At 52.7% G+C, this 17,528-nt stretch carries 12 protein-coding genes and 6 tRNA genes; 15 read left to right on the forward strand and 3 right to left on the reverse strand.

The genetic code is table 11. From position 1 onward, the window contains the following. Window positions 1-101: 101 nt before the first annotated feature. Window positions 102-1,760: a glutamine--tRNA ligase gene (gene glnS / locus HC231_RS16665; protein ID WP_208227866.1), complete on the reverse strand. Its 1,659-nt coding sequence runs from the start codon at window positions 1,758-1,760 to the stop codon at window positions 102-104. 172 nt (window positions 1,761-1,932) lie between these two features. Continuing rightward, window positions 1,933-3,423: an N-acetylglucosamine-specific PTS transporter subunit IIBC gene (gene nagE / locus HC231_RS16670; protein WP_208227867.1), complete on the reverse strand. Its 1,491-nt coding sequence runs from the start codon at window positions 3,421-3,423 to the stop codon at window positions 1,933-1,935. A gap of 324 nt (window positions 3,424-3,747) precedes the next feature. Between nagE and nagB the strand changes: the two genes are divergently transcribed. The 10 genes from nagB (at window position 3,748) to HC231_RS16720 (ending at window position 9,907) form a co-directional block, all read left to right on the forward strand. Next, window positions 3,748-4,548, forward strand: a complete 801-nt coding sequence (nagB, locus tag HC231_RS16675) for a glucosamine-6-phosphate deaminase (RefSeq protein WP_208227868.1) — start codon at window positions 3,748-3,750, stop codon at window positions 4,546-4,548. Between the two features lie 135 nt (window positions 4,549-4,683). Next, window positions 4,684-5,841, forward strand: a complete 1,158-nt coding sequence (nagA, locus tag HC231_RS16680; RefSeq protein WP_208231381.1) for an N-acetylglucosamine-6-phosphate deacetylase — start codon at window positions 4,684-4,686, stop codon at window positions 5,839-5,841. 21 nt (window positions 5,842-5,862) lie between these two features. Then, the gene (gene nagC / locus HC231_RS16685; RefSeq protein WP_208227869.1) at window positions 5,863-7,086 is read left to right on the forward strand and encodes a DNA-binding transcriptional regulator NagC; all 1,224 of its coding nucleotides are present in this window, start codon (window positions 5,863-5,865) and stop codon (window positions 7,084-7,086) included. Between the two features lie 301 nt (window positions 7,087-7,387). Further along, on the forward strand, window positions 7,388-9,049 hold the full coding sequence (asnB, locus tag HC231_RS16690) for an asparagine synthase B (protein WP_208227870.1): 1,662 nt from the start codon (window positions 7,388-7,390) through the stop codon (window positions 9,047-9,049). A 220-nt stretch (window positions 9,050-9,269) separates the two neighbouring features. Further along, window positions 9,270-9,346: transfer RNA gene (locus tag HC231_RS16695), tRNA-Met, on the forward strand. Between the two features lie 7 nt (window positions 9,347-9,353). Next, window positions 9,354-9,438, forward strand: a tRNA-Leu gene (locus HC231_RS16700). Window positions 9,439-9,490: 52 nt separating this feature from the next. Beyond that, a tRNA-Gln gene (locus HC231_RS16705) sits at window positions 9,491-9,565 on the forward strand. Between the two features lie 53 nt (window positions 9,566-9,618). Further along, window positions 9,619-9,693: transfer RNA gene (locus HC231_RS16710), tRNA-Gln, on the forward strand. Between the two features lie 56 nt (window positions 9,694-9,749). Beyond that, window positions 9,750-9,826 (forward strand) — tRNA-Met (locus tag HC231_RS16715). A gap of 6 nt (window positions 9,827-9,832) precedes the next feature. After that, a tRNA-Gln gene (locus HC231_RS16720) sits at window positions 9,833-9,907 on the forward strand. 246 nt (window positions 9,908-10,153) lie between these two features. Here the strand turns inward: HC231_RS16720 and ubiF are convergent. Further along, entirely contained in the window at window positions 10,154-11,320 is a 1,167-nt protein-coding gene (ubiF, locus tag HC231_RS16725; protein WP_208227871.1) for a 3-demethoxyubiquinol 3-hydroxylase, read from the reverse strand. A gap of 231 nt (window positions 11,321-11,551) precedes the next feature. On the opposite strand from ubiF, the gene miaB reads away from it, so the two are divergent. From miaB to lnt, 5 genes are all read left to right on the forward strand, one after another. Further along, the gene (miaB, locus tag HC231_RS16730; protein WP_208227872.1) at window positions 11,552-12,976 is read left to right on the forward strand and encodes a tRNA (N6-isopentenyl adenosine(37)-C2)-methylthiotransferase MiaB; all 1,425 of its coding nucleotides are present in this window, start codon (window positions 11,552-11,554) and stop codon (window positions 12,974-12,976) included. Between the two features lie 196 nt (window positions 12,977-13,172). Beyond that, window positions 13,173-14,228 (forward strand): PhoH family protein, encoded by a 1,056-nt coding sequence (locus HC231_RS16735; protein WP_208227873.1) that lies wholly within the window; start codon window positions 13,173-13,175, stop codon window positions 14,226-14,228. Next, the gene (ybeY, locus tag HC231_RS16740) at window positions 14,225-14,704 is read left to right on the forward strand and encodes an rRNA maturation RNase YbeY (RefSeq protein WP_208227874.1); all 480 of its coding nucleotides are present in this window, start codon (window positions 14,225-14,227) and stop codon (window positions 14,702-14,704) included. The genes HC231_RS16735 and ybeY overlap by 4 nt, the downstream gene beginning before the upstream one ends. 309 nt (window positions 14,705-15,013) lie before the next feature. Next, window positions 15,014-15,892 (forward strand): CNNM family magnesium/cobalt transport protein CorC, encoded by an 879-nt coding sequence (gene corC, locus HC231_RS16745; RefSeq protein ID WP_095834560.1) that lies wholly within the window; start codon window positions 15,014-15,016, stop codon window positions 15,890-15,892. A gap of 7 nt (window positions 15,893-15,899) precedes the next feature. Then, entirely contained in the window at window positions 15,900-17,429 is a 1,530-nt protein-coding gene (gene lnt / locus HC231_RS16750) for an apolipoprotein N-acyltransferase (RefSeq protein ID WP_208227875.1), read from the forward strand. The last annotated feature ends 99 nt before the right edge of the window (window positions 17,430-17,528 follow it).

Raw genomic sequence — 17,528 nt, forward strand, 5'->3', positions numbered from 1 at the left:
AACGTCGCTTGCGACGGCCTGTAAGGTGACGGGTTGAATAGCCCGTCATAAAATAAAACCGCCGAGGCGGTTTTATTTTATCCTTGCGGCAAATCCTGCCGTTATCCTACCCAGGTATCCCGTAAGCCCACCGTACGGTTAAATACCAGATTCTGCGGACTGGAATAAACTCGGTCAGCGCAGAAATAGCCTTCACGCTCAAACTGATACGCTTTTTCCGCTTCGGCCTGCGCCAAGCTCGCCTCAACGAATCCATGAGTCACTTTCAGCGATTCAGGATTGATGGTTGACAGAAAATCATCCGCCGCCCCAGGATTGGCGACGCTGAACAAACGATCGTACAGACGGAATTCCGCCGGCAGACCGTGCGTCACGGATACCCAGTGGATCACGCCTTTTACCTTACGGCCATCGGCCGGATCTTTACTTAAGGTATCAGGATCATAGCTACAATAAATAGTAGTGATGTTACCCTGCTCGTCTTTATCGATACGCTCCGCCTTAATCACGTAAGCATTACGCAGACGAACTTCTTTACCTAACACCAGACGCTTGTACTGCTTATTGGCCGACTCACGAAAATCAGCGCGATCGATATAAACCTCACGGCTGAATGCCACCTGGCGCGTCCCCATTTCCGGTTTATTCGGATGGTTTGGCATCGTAACCCACTCTTCATGACCTGAAGGCAGATTTTCAATCACCACTTTCACCGGATCGAGCACCGCCATGGCGCGCGGCGCGTTTTCATTCAGATCGTCACGCACACAGGCTTCCAACGCCGCCATTTCAACGTTGTTATCCTGCTTGGTTACCCCGATGCGGTAACAGAATTCACGGATAGATGCGGCGCTGTAGCCACGGCGGCGCAAGCCGGAAATCGTCGGCATACGCGGATCGTCCCAACCTTCGACAATTTTTTCCGTCACCAGCAGGTTCAGCTTGCGCTTGGACATGATGGCGTATTCAAGGTTAAGGCGAGAGAACTCATACTGACGCGGATGGCAAGGGGTGGTGATATTATCCAGCACCCAGTCATATAAACGGCGGTTATCCTGGAATTCCAAGGTACACAGGGAGTGGGTCACGCCTTCCAGCGCATCGGAAATACAGTGGGTAAAATCATACATCGGGTAGATGCACCATTTGTTGCCGGTCTGATGATGCTCGGCAAACTTAATGCGGTACAGAACCGGATCGCGCATCACGATAAATGACGATGCCATATCGATCTTGGCGCGTAGACAGGCCGTCCCCTCGGCAAAACCGCCGTTACGCATTTTTTCGAACAGTTCCAGGTTTTCCTGTACGCTGCGATCGCGATACGGGCTATTTTTACCCGGAGAGGTCAGCGTACCGCGATATTCGCGGATCTGTTCCGGCGTCAGTTCATCGACGTACGCCAGCCCTTTACCGATCAGCTCAACCGCATACTGATGAAGCTGATCGAAATAGTCGGAGGAATAGCGAACGTCGCCGCTCCATGAGAAACCCAGCCAGTTAACATCGCGTTTGATCGATTCAACGTATTCAATATCTTCTTTCACCGGATTGGTATCGTCAAAACGCAGGTTACATTTCCCGTTGTAATCCTGAGCGATCCCGAAATTCAGGCAGATAGACTTCGCATGTCCGATATGCAGATAGCCATTCGGCTCTGGCGGAAAACGCGTCTGAATATGGTCATGCTTACCTGACGCCAGATCTTCATCGATAATCTGACGGATAAAGTTAGTTGGGCGGGCTTCAGCCTCACTCATGCTTGATTCCTCAATGCTAAAACGACGTATAACCGCTAATGATCCAACAAGCTACGCTGGGAAACAACCGTTAGTTTCATTAAAAAACAAAAACGGGATGAGATAGCGATCTCATCCCGCAAATTTACCTTATGCCGCGCGATTCAAATACGATGAAAAGCGCGTATCGACATTATTCTTCGCTGACTTTCTTCAGCGCCGAAGCGATCGACTCAGCCTGAGTGCCGACGACGATCTGCACGCTCTGTTTATTCAAACGAATCACCCCGGCGGCGCCTAATTGCCTGGCCAGTTTGTCATCGACCAACCCTGAATCCACCACGTTCAAACGCAGCCGGGTGATGCAGGAATCAATACCGGACAGATTTTCTTTTCCGCCGATGGCCTGTAAATACCCCCTGGCCTGCGTGAGAACATCACCGGATGGCGACGGAACCGCCGCATTCACATCATAGCCGTCGGCCTCGCTACCGCTTACCGACAGTTCGCGTCCCGGAGTCAGTAAATTGAAACGCGTGATGGTGAATCGGAATACGCAGTAGTAAACGACCGAGAACACAAGACCCTGCGGTATCAGCATATACCAGTGGGTCGCCAGCGGGTTGCGCGACGACAGCACCATATCCACCAGCCCGGCGCTGAAGCCGAAACCGGCAATCCAATGCATACTGGCCGCAATAAATACCGAGATGCCGGTCATCACCGCATGCAGAAAATACAGTACCGGCGCGACAAACATAAAGGAGAACTCCAGCGGCTCGGTGATGCCGGTAAAAAATGCGGCCACCGCCGCGGCCAGCATAATCCCGCCGATCTTGCTTTTGTTCTCCGGACGGCTGCAATGATAAATCGCCAACGCCGCGCCAGGCAGACCAAACATCATAATCGGGAAAAATCCGGCCTGATAGCGGCCGGTAATGCCGACCACGGCTTTACCGGCATCAATCGACTGCTGCCCGGCAAGGAAATTGGGAATATCGTTAATACCCGCCACGTCAAACCAGAACACCGAGTTCAGGGCGTGATGCAAGCCTACGGGAATCAACATCCGGTTACAGAACGCATAAACGCCGGCGCCGACCGAACCTAACTGTTGAATATACTCGCCGAAAGAGACTAGCGAACTATAAATGACCGGCCACACATACATCAGGATGAAGGCCACCAGAATCATCAGAAACGAGGTGATAATGGGAACCAGGCGGCGTCCGCTGAAGAACGACAGCGCTTTCGGCAGCTCGACCTGACTAAAGCGGTTGTACAGTTCCGCGGAGATAATCCCCACCAAAATACCGATGAACTGATTTTTAATGTGGCCGAATGCGGCCGGCACCTGCTCCAGCGGTATTTTCCGAATCATCGCAATAGCATCCGGCGAACACAGCGTTGTCAGCACCAGATAGCCGACAAAACCCGCCAGAGCCGCCGCGCCGTCTTTATCTTTCGACAACCCGTAAGCGATCCCCAACGCAAACAGGACATCCATATTCCCGATAATGGCCGATCCGGATTTGATAAACAGCGCCGCCAACGCATTTTCATTTCCCCACCCCACCGGATCAATCCAGTATCCGACCCCCATCAGGATCGCAGCAGCGGGCAACGTCGCAACGGGCACCATTAATGCCCGTCCAATCTTTTGTAAATAGCCAAGAATACTCACGTTTCCTCTCTTATTCTTACTCTATGGGGCTCCAAAGCCGCCCGTTAGACGCGCTCACCGCCAGCTCATGCACACCAGATAATTTCAATGCGGAGGGTAAACAATATATTTTTCCTCACAAATTAATCATAATAATTATGTGATGAAAATCACTAAAAATTCGCATATTAAAAGTTTATACCTGAAAAAAACGCCATCTTATTTCAAGACAAAAAAAAACGAGCTACACTGACAGCCAGTTTTATCTCAACGCTGAAAAAGCGTCGGTGACGCCATTCAGTCGAGTATTATTTCGCCATTACTGAGTAAACCAGGAGAGCACTGATGAGACTTATTCCTTTAATCACGCCGGTTGAAGTCGGCAAATGGGCCGCCCGTTATATCGTCCAGCGAATTAACGAATTCAATCCCAGCGCCAGCCGCCCCTTCATCCTGGGCCTGCCCACCGGCAGTTCGCCGCTGGAAGCGTACAAAGCGCTGGTAGAGATGCATAAAGCGGGACAGGTGAGCTTCAAGCACGTAGTGACATTCAATATGGACGAGTACGTCGGCTTACCCAGCGATCATCCGGAAAGCTATCGCAGCTTCATGCACCAGAATTTTTTTGACCACGTTGATATTCCCAAAGAAAATATCAATTTATTGAACGGTAACGCGGAAGATATCGCCGAGGAATGCCGCCGCTACGAAGAGAAAATCAAGTCTTACGGCAAAATCCATCTGTTCATGGGCGGCGTAGGCAATGATGGGCATATCGCGTTCAACGAGCCGGCTTCTTCTCTGTCTTCGCGCACGCGAATCAAAACCCTGACGGAAGAGACGCGTATCGCCAACTCCCGTTTCTTTAACGGTGACGTTAATCTGGTGCCGAAGTATGCTTTGACGGTTGGCGTCGGTACGCTTCTCGACGCCGAAGAAGTGATGATCCTGGTCAGCGGACGCAATAAAGCGCTGGCATTACAGGCCGCGGTAGAAGGAAATGTAAACCATATGTGGACCATCAGTTGCCTGCAGCTGCACGCGAAGGCGATTGTGGTCTGCGACGAGCCCTCCACCATGGAGCTAAAAGTCAAAACCGTTAAGTATTTTCGTGAATTAGAAAGCGAAAACATAAAAAATCTTTAATCTATAGCTTTCAAAGCGCCAAAACGCGGCTCGCCGCATCCCCGAAATAGAGGGGATCCAGCCGGGCCTGATGGTTTAGCCCAGCCAACGCGCCTCTAACGTGAAAAAGATGAAGGGCATAGCAAGGAGTTGATGATGTACGCCTTAACAAATGGTCGGATTTATACTGGTCACCGGATACTTGATAATCATGCGGTTATCGTTGCCAATGGTTTGATAGATACCGTTTGCCCCATGAGCGATCTTCCCGCCGGGCTGGAAAAACAGGATCTTGGCGGCGCGTTGGTGGCTCCCGGATTTATTGATTTACAGCTAAACGGCTGCGGCGGCGTCCAATTCAATGACTCGCTGGAATCCATCTCCGTCCAGACGTTGGAAACCATGCAACGGGCTAATATAAAGTCGGGCTGCACCAGCTTCCTGCCAACCCTCATCACCTCCAGCGATGAATTTATGAAACATGGGGTGGAAGTCATGCGCGCCTATCTGGCGCAGAGCCAGAATCAGGCATTAGGATTGCACCTCGAAGGCCCGTGGTTGAATGAGATTAAAAAAGGCACGCATAATGCGGCGTTTATCCGTCAACCCACCCCGGAGCTGGTTGATTTTTTATGTAAAAATGCTGATGTCATCAGTAAAATCACCCTGGCGCCGGAAAAAGTGCAACCCGCGGTAATCCGCCAATTAACCGAAGCAGGCATCGTGGTTTCCGCCGGTCACTCCAATGCAACCTGGGAAGAAGCCAAACAAGGCTTTGCCGCCGGTATCCGCTTCGCCACCCACCTGTTCAACGCCATGCCGTATCTGACAGGCCGTGAACCGGGTCTGGTCGGCGCGGTCTATGACGCGCCGGAGATCTATTGCGGTATTATCGCCGACGGTCTCCACGTCAATTGGGCCAACATCCGCAACAGTAAGCGGATCAAAGGGGAAAAACTGGTACTGGTCACCGACGCCACGGCGCCGGCCGGTTCGGACATTGAGCAGTTCATTTTTGCCGGCAAACCCATATACTGTCGCGATGGCCGATGCGTGGATGAAAACGGAACCCTTAGCGGTTCGGCGCTCACGATGATAGAAGCGGTGCGCAATTGCGTCGAACAAGCGGGGATCCCGCTGGATGAGGCGCTGAGAATGGCGACGCTTTATCCCGCACGCGCTATCGGCATCGATAAACGTTTGGGAAGCATCGAAAGCGGTAAAGTGGCTAATTTGACCGTTTTTGACCGCAATTATCACATTCTCAAAACTTTGGTTAACGGTAACGATATGTTGGCGCTGACAAAGGATTGACCCGATAAGAGTAACTTTTACATGACCATTGGCGGACAAGCACAGATAGGGAATGTCGACCTGGTTAAACAACTAAACAGCGCGGTCGTGTACCGCCTGATTGACCAGCAAGGCCCGATCTCACGAATACAGATTGCGGAACAGAGCCAGCTTGCCCCAGCCAGCGTTACTAAAATCACTCGCCAACTGCTGGAGCGCGGCTTAATCAGAGAAGTTGACCAACAGGCGTCAACCGGCGGCAGACGCGCCATTTCCATCGTCACCGAAACGCGTCCCTTTCACACCATCGCCGTGCGCCTTGGCCGCCATGACGCCACCGTCGCCCTGTATGATTTACGGGGAAAGTCATTAGGAGAAGAGCACTACAACCTGCCGGAAAATACGCAGGACACGGTGGAAGCCGCCCTGTTTAGAACCATCAGCCATTTTCTTAATAATCATCAGCACCGCATCCGTGAACTGATCGCCATTTCCGTGGTGCTGCCCGGACTGGTGGATCCGCTTAATGGCGTGGTTCGTTATATGCCGCACATCAACGTCGACAACTGGCCGCTGGTCGCCAACATTCAGCGCCATTTTCACGTCACCAGCTTTGTCGGCCACGATATCCGCAGCCTGGCGCTGGCTGAGCATTACTTTGGCGTTACGCTGGATTCACTGGATTCGATTCTGGTGCGCGTTCACCGCGGCACCGGGGCGGGTATAGTGGTCAATGGAAAAATATTTCTCGGCAATAACGGCAATGTCGGAGAGATCGGCCATATCCAGATTGATCCGTTAGGGGAACGCTGTCACTGCGGTAATTTCGGCTGTCTGGAAACGGTTGTTTCCAATGCCGCTATCGAACAGCGGGTACAACACCTGTTGCAACAAGGCTACCCCAGTAAACTAACGGCCGATAACTGTACGATCGCCAGCATCTGCAAAGCGGCCAACCGGGGCGACGCGCTCGCGCGCGAAGTCATTGAACATGCGGGACAACATCTGGGCAAAGCGGTATCCATTGCCATCAACCTATTTAATCCGCAAAAGGTCGTAATCGCCGGAGAGATTACCGAATCGGCAAAAATCTTATTGCCGGCGATTCAGCGCAGCATCAATGCCCAGGTGCTAAAAGAGTTTCGGGATAACCTCCCCGTTGAGGTATCCGGCCTGAATCATCTTTCTGCGATTGGCGCTTTTGCGCTGGTAAAACGCGCAATGCTAAACGGCACGCTATTGCAATATCTGCTGGAAACGCGCTAACAGCCGTTTTTTCTCATAAGACTAGGTTATGGTATCGCTAAAAATACGGCGATTTCACGGATGAAATTTGTCGATTATTTATTAAATCGCCATATAAATTATTCAATCGACACCAACACTGGTTTTTTCATTAGATGATATTGAATTCTTATCGCGTTTTGATGCTAAATCAATGTCACTAAGACAACATCTGTAATCTTAATGCAGAAAAACGGCGTCTATTATCGGCATCCGTGAGTTGCATTTGATCAATCTGAAATATTCTTCGACTGGCGAGACCAGCGAGTTAAGGGAGTTATCTATGTGTTCTATTTTCGGCGTGCTTGATCTGAAAACCGACCCGGCTGAAATGCGCAAAAAAGCGCTGGAATTATCACGGTTAATGCGCCACCGCGGACCGGACTGGTCTGGTATCTATGCCAGCGACAAAGCGGTTCTGGCCCATGAACGTTTGTCTATCGTTGACGTAAACACCGGCGCCCAACCGCTGTACAACGCTGCGCGCACCCATGTTTTGGCCGTTAACGGGGAAATTTATAACCATCAGACGCTGCGTCAGCAGTACGCCGATCGCTATGAGTTCCAGACCGGCTCCGACTGCGAAGTCATTCTGGCTCTGTATCAGGAAAAAGGCCCGGAATTCCTGGACGATCTGCGCGGCATGTTTGCCTTCGCGCTTTATGACAGCGAAAAAGACGCCTATCTGATCGGCCGCGATCATCTGGGCATCATCCCGCTGTACATGGGTTATGATGAACACGGAAACTTTTACGTCGCTTCAGAAATGAAAGCGCTGGTTCCAGTATGCCGCACCATCAAAGAGTTCCCCGCCGGCAGCTATTTGTGGAGCCAGGACGGAGAAATCCGTGAATACTATCATCGCGACTGGTTCGACTATGACAATGTAAAAGATAACGAAACTGATGCCGATGCCCTGCGCGACGCGCTGGAAGAATCAGTAAAAAGCCACCTGATGTCGGATGTGCCTTACGGCGTTCTGCTCTCCGGCGGCCTGGATTCTTCCGTTATCTCCGCCATCACGAAAAAGTATGCCGCGCGCCGCGTTGAAGACCAAGAGCGCAGCGAAGCCTGGTGGCCGCAGCTGCACTCCTTTGCCGTGGGTCTGAAAGGCGCGCCGGATTTAAAAGCGGCGCAGGAAGTGGCCGACCATTTAGGTACGGTTCACCATGAGATCCACTTTACCGAACAGGAAGGTCTGGATGCGATCCGCGATGTGATTTATCACATTGAAACCTATGACGTAACCACCATTCGCGCGTCTACGCCGATGTACCTGATGTCCCGTAAAATCAAAGCGATGGGCATTAAAATGGTCTTGTCCGGCGAAGGCTCCGACGAAGTGTTCGGCGGTTATCTCTATTTCCACAAAGCGCCAAACGCCAAAGAACTGCACGAAGAAACCGTGCGTAAATTACTGGCGCTGCACCAATACGACTGCGCCCGCGCCAACAAGGCCATGTCGGCCTGGGGCGTAGAAGCGCGCGTACCGTTCCTGGATAAAAAATTCCTTGATGTGGCGATGCGCATCAACCCGCGCGATAAAATGTGCGGCAACGGCAAAATGGAAAAACACATTCTGCGCGAATGCTTTGATTCCTATCTGCCTCACAGCGTGGCATGGCGTCAGAAAGAGCAATTCTCCGATGGCGTCGGCTATAGCTGGATTGATACGCTGAAAGCCGTCGCGGCCCAACAAATCAGCGATCAACAGATGGAAACCGCGCACTTCCGTTTCCCGTACAACACGCCGACCTCCAAAGAAGGCTATCTGTACCGTGAAATCTTCGAAGAGCTGTTCCCGGTTCCCAGCGCCGCTGAATGCGTGCCCGGCGGCCCGTCCGTCGCCTGTTCTTCGGCTAAAGCCATTGAATGGGATGAATCCTTCAAAAAGATGGACGATCCGTCAGGTCGTGCGGTTGGCGTACACCAGTCCGCATACTAATAAGCGAATTATTTTTATCAATGTAACGGGCCGAGCTGGCCCGTTTTTTCTATTTGAATTATTGAGAAAGACGGCTTTTTGGCGTTTTTCTCACCATACTGTTCATAACCCAAACAAACGACACAAGGTATGCGCTTTTCGGGAAAAAATTTGTTGACGCAATTAGGCCAACTACGCATAATGCGCCCCGCAACGCCGATGAAGGTGACGCGGAAAAGATGGCTACGTAGCTCAGCTGGTTAGAGCACAGCACTCATAATGCTGGGGTCACAGGTTCGATTCCCGTCGTAGCCACCATCTTTTTGCGGGAGTGGCGAAATTGGTAGACGCACCAGATTTAGGTTCTGGCGCCGCAAGGTGTGCGAGTTCAAGTCTCGCCTCCCGCACCATACCTTCACGGCTTGAAATAGCTTTTTAAAGCTTGATAATGGTTTTATTTATTGGGGTATCGCCAAGCGGTAAGGCACCGGTTTTTGATACCGGCATTCCCTGGTTCGAATCCAGGTACCCCAGCCATATTTAAGCGGCGATACTGGAAAACATTCGTTGTAAAAGTATTGTTGCCCAGTTGGGGTATCGCCAAGCGGTAAGGCACTGGTTTTTGATACCAGCATTCCCTGGTTCGAATCCAGGTACCCCAGCCATCTATTTGATGATTAAAGATTTTTGTTGTAAGATCGCAAAATTAGCAGTAACATTCGGCTACGTAGCTCAGCTGGTTAGAGCACAGCACTCATAATGCTGGGGTCACAGGTTCGATTCCCGTCGTAGCCACCACATTTTTGGGGTATCGCCAAGCGGTAAGGCACCGGATTCTGATTCCGGCATTCCCAGGTTCGAATCCTGGTACCCCAGCCAAATAAAGCTGGTAAAACAGCAAGATATGGGGCGACAGTCGAAAGACGCCGCCCCGTTTCGTTATGCCTGTACATCGATAAACTTGCCATGGCATAAAAAGAAGAGACGACGCCCTCAGGCGACGTCTCTTCTTTATTTACCGCGCTGCGTGATAACGCCCCGCGCCGCCATCCTCTTGCGGCGTTTTTCTAATGTTTCGTCGTCAACCACAAGTAGGACGAACCTGACGGGAAGGCCAATACGCCATCAAACGCCGATGGCGTATTTCAGCGCCCGTCGTTTAAGCGCGCCGGCTCGCTGCGCGGCCATCAGCGCCAGATTGCGGGCGACGTTCAGCGGCGGCAACGAATTGCTGAATGCGCTATAGAACAGATCCATCCCGCCTTGCATCAGCAGATTGTCCGGCATACGGCGGCACTGGTAGCGACGTAATACCGCTTCCGAGCACCAATTCTCTCCGGCATCGCGGGCGCCAATCAGGATATCCAGCAAGGCGTCGACGTCCCGGTAGCCGAGGTTGACGCCCTGCCCCGCCAGCGGATTGATGGTATGCGCCGCATCCCCCAGCAGCGCCACCCCCGGTTGCACATACTGCTGAGCATGACGGCGCGCCAGCGGGAACGAGGCGGCAGCCAGCGACTTAACGTGTCCTAAGCGCTCAGGAAAGGCGGCGGCAATTTCGTTATCCAGTTGCGTTAACGGCATGGCCTGAAGCTGGCGGATCCGCCGAGGGCTGTCATACCACACCAGCGATCCCCAGCGGTCGAACAGCGGCAGGAAAGCGCGCGGGCCGTCAGGCGTAAACCACTGCCAGGTGACGTCTTGCTGCGGCGACGGCATCTCAACGCTTATCAACATGCAGGAGTGGCGGTACTGCCAACCGCTGATGCCGATGCCCGCCCACTGCCGTACCTGGGAGTTCGCGCCATCGGCGCCAACCACCAGCTTCGCCGTTAGGCTATGTCCATCATCCAGATGAAGAAGCCAGCCCTCTTCAATTCGCTGCATGCTTTTCATCCTGGCGGGGCAGTAGCAATGGCAGCGCTCAATCTCCCCCAGAGACTTCCATAACGCCAGTTGCAGCACCCGGTTTTCCACCATAAAGCCTAATTCCGGCAAATGGATATCCGCCGCATCGAATACCACGCGGGCATTATCCCATTCCCAGGTTTCCAGGCGACGATAGGGAGCGCTGCGCATCTGTTCAACCCACTGCCAGGCTCCCAGCTGTTTTAACAGCGCGACAGATGCATAGCCGATGGCCGAGATGCGCAGATCCGGCGGGTTGCCGGCGTCAAAAGGCGCCGGCTGTTCGTGTTCGACAACGGCGACCTGAAAACCGCTCCGGGCCAATCCCAATGCCGCGGCCGCCCCCACCATTCCGCCGCCGACGATGATCGCATCATAATGCATACTGGTTTCCCCCTACCCGTCTATGCTTAGCAACAGCAAAGAAATATTTAAAAGCAGTGTACTGGATTTCAAACGTTTTTTTCATAACAGCAGAAGTCTTATAGAAATGCGCCGTTGTTTTTTATCAAGGCGAGACTTTTCGGACTCTGGTCACAACGGCAGCAAAAGATTACAATACGCGCCCCAAATGAAGGGAAAGCTTTCTTACCCGCACTGAGTAATGGCAAGTCGATGACAAAAAAACTGCATATTAAAACCTGGGGCTGTCAGATGAACGAATACGATTCATCCAAGATAGCCGACTTACTAGGAAGTACGCACGGTTATGAACTAACCGAAGTCGCGGAAGAGGCCGATGTTCTGCTGCTGAACACCTGTTCCATCCGTGAAAAAGCGCAGGAAAAGGTCTTCCATCAACTTGGCCGCTGGAAAGCGCTGAAAGAGATCAACCCAAATCTGATTATTGGCGTTGGCGGCTGTGTGGCGTCGCAGGAAGGCGCGCACATCCGTGAACGCGCGCACTATGTTGATGTGATTTTCGGCCCCCAGACATTACACCGCCTGCCGGAAATGATTAATCACGTCCAGGGAACGCGCAGCCCGATAGTGGATATCAGTTTCCCTGAGATTGAAAAATTCGACCGTCTGCCGGAGCCGAAGGCGGAAGGCCCGACGGCATTCGTCTCCATCATGGAAGGCTGCAATAAATATTGCACTTACTGCGTCGTACCCTATACCCGCGGCGAAGAAGTCAGCCGTCCGTGTGACGACGTGCTGTTTGAAATCGCGCAACTGGCGGCGCAAGGCGTACGTGAAGTGAATCTGCTGGGGCAGAACGTTAACGCTTACCGCGGCGCGACCTATGATGGCGGGATCTGCTCTTTCGCGGAACTGCTGCGTCTGGTTGCGGCGATCGACGGTATCGACCGTATACGGTTCACCACCAGCCACCCCATTGAATTCACCGACGATATCATCAGCGTCTACGAAGATACGCCGGAACTGGTGAGTTTCCTTCATTTACCGGTGCAAAGCGGCTCCGACCGCGTGCTGACCATGATGAAGCGCAGTCACACGACGCTGGAGTATAAATCCATCATCCGTAAGCTGCGCAACGCGCGCCCGGGCATTCAGATCAGCTCCGACTTTATCGTCGGCTTCCCCGGCGAAACTCAGGCTGACTTTGAACAAACGATGAAGCTGATTGCCGATGTGAATTTCGACATGAGCTATAGCTTTATTTACTCCGCCAGACCGGGAACGCCGGCGGCCGACATGGTGGACGACGTTACCGAGGAAGAGAAAAAGCAGCGTCTCTACATTTTGCAGGATCGCATCAGCCAGCAGGCCATGCAATATAGCCGCCGGATGCAGGGAACCATCCAGCGTATTCTGGTGGAAGGCACATCGCGCAAGAGCGTAATGGAGCTGTCCGGACGCACGGAAAACAACCGCGTCGTCAACTTTGAAGGCACGCCGGATATGATCGGTAAATTCGTCGATGTGGAAATCGTGGATGTTTACCCCAACTCGCTACGCGGTATCGTGGTACGCACGGAAGATCAGATGGATCTGCGCGTGCATGAATCGCCGTCCGCGGTGATTGCCCGCACCCGTAAGGAAAATGAAATCGGCGTAGGCATCTATCAGCCCTGATCGCGGCCGCCGTCTGCGATATTTCCGCTATGGGTGGCATTGCCGCCCATTTTTTTTCGAAGAACTATCCCAATATAAATATTGCTACTTGCGCCATCCGACATTCGCGATAAATAATTCACGAATAGGCGCAGCGAAAACTGCGCAGTCCGACAACAGGTCTTCGACTTGTCCGATAAAGCCAAAGAGGAATAATTTGAACGTAACGACAAAAGAGATTGCCCTTGAACCCGCAGATAACCAACGCCTGCTTAGTCTCTGCGGACCGTTTGATGACAACGTTAAGCAGTTGGAACGCCGTTTAGGTATTGAGATTAATCGGCGGGACAACAAATTCAAGCTGGTAGGCAAAGCGATCTGCGTTGACGCTGCGGCTGATATCCTGAAGCATCTGTATGTCGATACCGCTCCGGTACGCGGCGTTGTCGGCGACATTGAACCTGAACAAATCCACCTCGCCATCAAAGAATCCCGAGCGCTGGAACAGTCGGCCGAAAGCGTTCCCGATTACGGTAAAGCGATTAACATCCAAACCAAACGCGGCGTAATCAAACCGCGCACGCCCAATCAGGCTCAGTATATTGCGCACGTACTCGACCACGACATCACCTTCGGCGTCGGTCCGGCGGGTACGGGGAAAACCTATCTGGCGGTCGCGGCCGCCGTTGATGCCCTGGAACGTCAAGAGATCCGCCGTATTCTGCTGACGCGCCCCGCGGTTGAAGCCGGTGAAAAACTGGGCTTCCTGCCCGGCGATTTGAGCCAAAAAGTCGATCCTTATCTGCGCCCGCTGTATGACGCGCTGTTTGAAATGCTGGGATTTGAAAAAGTCGAAAAGCTGATTGAACGCAATGTGATCGAAGTAGCGCCGCTGGCCTACATGCGCGGCCGTACATTGAACGATGCGTTCATCATTCTGGATGAAAGCCAGAACACCACCATTGAGCAGATGAAAATGTTCCTCACCCGTATTGGCTTTAACTCCAAGGCGGTGATCACCGGCGACGTCACGCAGATTGACTTACCGCGTAACCAGAAATCCGGCCTGCGTCATGCCATTGAAGTGCTGGCCGACGTTGAAGAAATCAGTTTTAACTTCTTTAGCAGCGAAGACGTAGTGCGTCATCCTGTCGTCGCCCGGATCGTTAATGCTTATGAAGCCTGGGAAACGGCTGAGCAAAAACGTAAAGACGCCCTGGCGGAACAACGTAAACGAGAGGCGCAGTCGGCTTCGGAACAGGAACGCAAATGAGCCGGGTTATCCTTGATTTGCAAATCGCCAGCGAACAGGTTCAGGGTCTACCTGACGAAAAGGATTTTCAGCGCTGGCTGGAAGGCGTGCTGCCTCAGTTTCAGGACGTTTCCGAAGTCACTATCCGTATCGTGGATGAAGCGGAAAGCCGGCACCTGAATCATACCTACCGGGATAAGGATAAGCCGACCAACGTACTTTCATTTCCGTTTGAAGCGCCGCCGGAAGTGGAGCTTCCTTTGCTGGGCGATCTGGTTATCTGCCGCCAGGTGGTTGAACGGGAAGCCGCCGAGCAGGAAAAGACGCCGGAGGAGCACTGGGCACATATGGTTGTCCATGGTAGTCTGCATCTGCTAGGGTATGACCATATTGAGGACGGCGAGGCCGAAGAGATGGAAGCGCTGGAAACGGAAATTATGCAAAAAATGGGGTATTCCGATCCCTATCTTGCAGAAAAAGACGGCTTTACTGAATAATATCCGCCCAGGCGATTTCAGAATTCGGGAAGCCGCGCGCCTGCGGCTTGCAAGACGGCGCACGCCGCAGGTTGCCGGATTCGTTTAATATCAAGGGAAACGCAGGGATAAAGCGCCGGCCAGAATATCTCTCGGCACCCCTTGATATTTCAATAGAACAACCGTTATTTTAGCCCCAACCGCAGTATTGAAATAATTCTGTTTTACAAAATTGAATTACATGATTTCCACGTCAGTCAGGCAGCATCACTTTTCTTCCCAACCTGCTGATAATTATCCATCAACATGAGAGATATTAATTAAAACGCCATGAGCGACGACCATTCTCAAAACAGCGATAGCCCCAGTCCCAAAAAGGGTTTCTTTTCTCTTATTCTCAATCAGCTTTTTCACGGTGAACCCAAAGATCGTAACGATCTGCTGACGCTGATCCGTGATTCCGAGCAGAATGATCTTATTGACCCGGAAACCCGCGATATGCTCGAAGGCGTAATGGATATCGCCGAACAACGCGTACGCGACATCATGATCCCCCGTTCGCAGATGATCACCCTGAAGCACAACCAAACGTTGGAAGAGTGCCTGGACGTTATCATTGAATCCGCCCACTCCCGCTTTCCGGTCATCAGCGAAGATAAAGATCATATCGAAGGTATTCTGATGGCCAAAGATTTGTTGCCTTTTATGCGCAGCAACTCCGAGCCTTTCAGCATGGATAAGGTATTGCGCTCCGCGGTAGTGGTGCCGGAAAGCAAACGCGTCGACCGGATGCTGAACGAATTCCGCTCCATGCGTTACCATATGGCTATCGTAATTGACGAATTTGGCGGTGTTTCCGGTCTGGTCACCATTGAAGACATCCTTGAGCTGATCGTCGGTGAGATTGAAGACGAGTACGACGACGAAGAAGACCGGGATATTCGTCAGCTCAATCGCCAGACTTACACGGTCCGCGCGCTCACCGACATTGAAGACTTCAATGAAGCGTTTGGTACGCAGTTCAGCGATGAAGAGGTCGATACCATCGGCGGTCTGATCATGCAGTCTTTCGGACACCTGCCAGCTCGTGGCGAAACCATTGAGATAGAAGGCTATCTGTTTAAAGTTGCGATGGCCGACAGCCGACGTATTATTCAGGTACACGTCAGAATTCCTGACAATGCGCCTCAACCTCAACTGGAAGACTAATTTAATAATGGCTCTAGCCTCTTTCCTTCAACGCCAGCAGGTTCGCGTCCTGCTGGCGCTTTTGTTCGGCGCCTGCGGCACATTGGCGTTTTCCCCCTTTGACTTCTGGCCTGCCGCGCTTATCGCCCTGATGGGATTACAGGCGCTGCTCCTGAATCGCACCGCACGCCAATCCGCCTGGATCGGCTTTTGCTGGGGCTTCGGACTGTTCGGCAGCGGCGTAAACTGGGTGTATGTCAGCATTTCCCAGTTTGGCGGCATGCCTGAACCGGTCAATATCGCGCTGGTGGTTTTATTGGCCGCCTATCTGGCGCTCTACCCCCTGCTCTTTTCCGCGTTACTGACACGCCTGTGGCCTAAAACCACCTGGTGGAGACTGGCTATCGCCGCGCCGGTGCTGTGGCAGTTGACGGAATTTCTGCGTGGCTGGGTGTTGACCGGCTTTCCGTGGCTACAGTTCGGCTACAGTCAGATTGACGGCCCGCTGAAAGGGATTGCGCCGCTACTGGGCGTTGATGCCATTACTTTCCTGCTGATGAGCATCAGCGGTTTGCTGATTTTCGCGCTGTGCCGGCGCCGCATCGGGCCGGCGCTTATCGCCATCGCGCTGCTGGCGCTGCCGTGGCCGTTGCGCAACATTCAGTGGTTCAACCTGCTGCCCGAACGCGCGGTAAACGTGGCGCTGGTGCAGGGGGATATTCCTCAAGAGCTGAAGTGGAATCCAGACCAGCTGTTGGATACGTTGCGAATTTATCTGGATAGCAGCCTGCCCTATATGGATAAAGCGCCGATTATCATCTGGCCGGAATCCGCCATTCCCGATATCGAAAGCCGCCAGAACGCTTACCTTACCGAGCTTGATGATATCCTGCGCGGGCACGATAGCAGTCTGATTACCGGCATCGTCGATTCGCGTCATAATGGGCCGCAATACGACGTTTACAACAGCATCATCGTGCTGGGCGATAAAACGCCCTACCACTACCCGACCAGCAACCGTTACAACAAGAACCACCTGGTTCCATTCGGCGAGTTCGTTCCTCTGGAAACCCTGTTGCGTCCGCTGGCGCCGTTATTCGATTTACCGATGTCCTCTTTCAGTCGCGGCAATTATCTTCAACCGCAGTTAAGCGTTAACGGCTATAAGCTGACCGCGGCTATCTGTTATGAGATCATTCTTGGGCATCAGATACGGGACAACTTCCGCGAAGACACCGATATGCTGTTGACCGTCTCGAACGATGCCTGGTTCGGCCACTCTATCGGGCCTTGGCAACACTTTCAGATGGCCCGGATGCGCGCGTTGGAGTTGGGGCGTCCGTTGGTTCGCGGCACCAACAACGGCGTGACCGCCGTCATTGCCCCCGACGGCGAAATCAGCGCCAGCCTGCCGCAGTTCACGCGAGCAGTGCTGGATACCCAGGTCGTTCCCGCTTCGGGACTCACGCCTTATGCCCGTTTCGGCTCCTGGCCGCTATGGATCATTACCCTGCTTTGCGGCTTCGCGGCCGTTATCTTTAGCCTGCGCCGCCGTTAATCCCCGCCCCTTCCGACTAAAGGCATGTTAACGCATGTCTTTAGTTATTTATGGCATGATCTTTGCCTGTTAAATATATTGTAAATGGTTATCTCAACG

The organism is Brenneria izadpanahii (assembly GCF_017569925.1).
Taxonomy (GTDB): domain Bacteria; phylum Pseudomonadota; class Gammaproteobacteria; order Enterobacterales; family Enterobacteriaceae; genus Brenneria; species Brenneria izadpanahii.

What these genes read in the sequence shown, in the direction of transcription:
- asnB (WP_208227870.1), top strand. Translation starts at nt 7,388, where the DNA reads ATGTGTTCTATTTTCGGCGTGCTTGATCTGAAAACCGACCCGGCTGAA.
- ubiF (WP_208227871.1), bottom strand. Translation starts at nt 11,320, where the DNA reads ATGCATTATGATGCGATCATCGTCGGCGGCGGAATGGTGGGGGCGGCC.
- nagB (WP_208227868.1), top strand. Translation starts at nt 3,748, where the DNA reads ATGAGACTTATTCCTTTAATCACGCCGGTTGAAGTCGGCAAATGGGCC.
- lnt (WP_208227875.1), top strand. Translation starts at nt 15,900, where the DNA reads ATGGCTCTAGCCTCTTTCCTTCAACGCCAGCAGGTTCGCGTCCTGCTG.
- miaB (WP_208227872.1), top strand. Translation starts at nt 11,552, where the DNA reads ATGACAAAAAAACTGCATATTAAAACCTGGGGCTGTCAGATGAACGAA.
- corC (WP_095834560.1), top strand. Translation starts at nt 15,014, where the DNA reads ATGAGCGACGACCATTCTCAAAACAGCGATAGCCCCAGTCCCAAAAAG.
- nagA (WP_208231381.1), top strand. Translation starts at nt 4,684, where the DNA reads ATGTACGCCTTAACAAATGGTCGGATTTATACTGGTCACCGGATACTT.
- nagC (WP_208227869.1), top strand. Translation starts at nt 5,863, where the DNA reads ATGACCATTGGCGGACAAGCACAGATAGGGAATGTCGACCTGGTTAAA.
- glnS (WP_208227866.1), bottom strand. Translation starts at nt 1,760, where the DNA reads ATGAGTGAGGCTGAAGCCCGCCCAACTAACTTTATCCGTCAGATTATC.
- ybeY (WP_208227874.1), top strand. Translation starts at nt 14,225, where the DNA reads ATGAGCCGGGTTATCCTTGATTTGCAAATCGCCAGCGAACAGGTTCAG.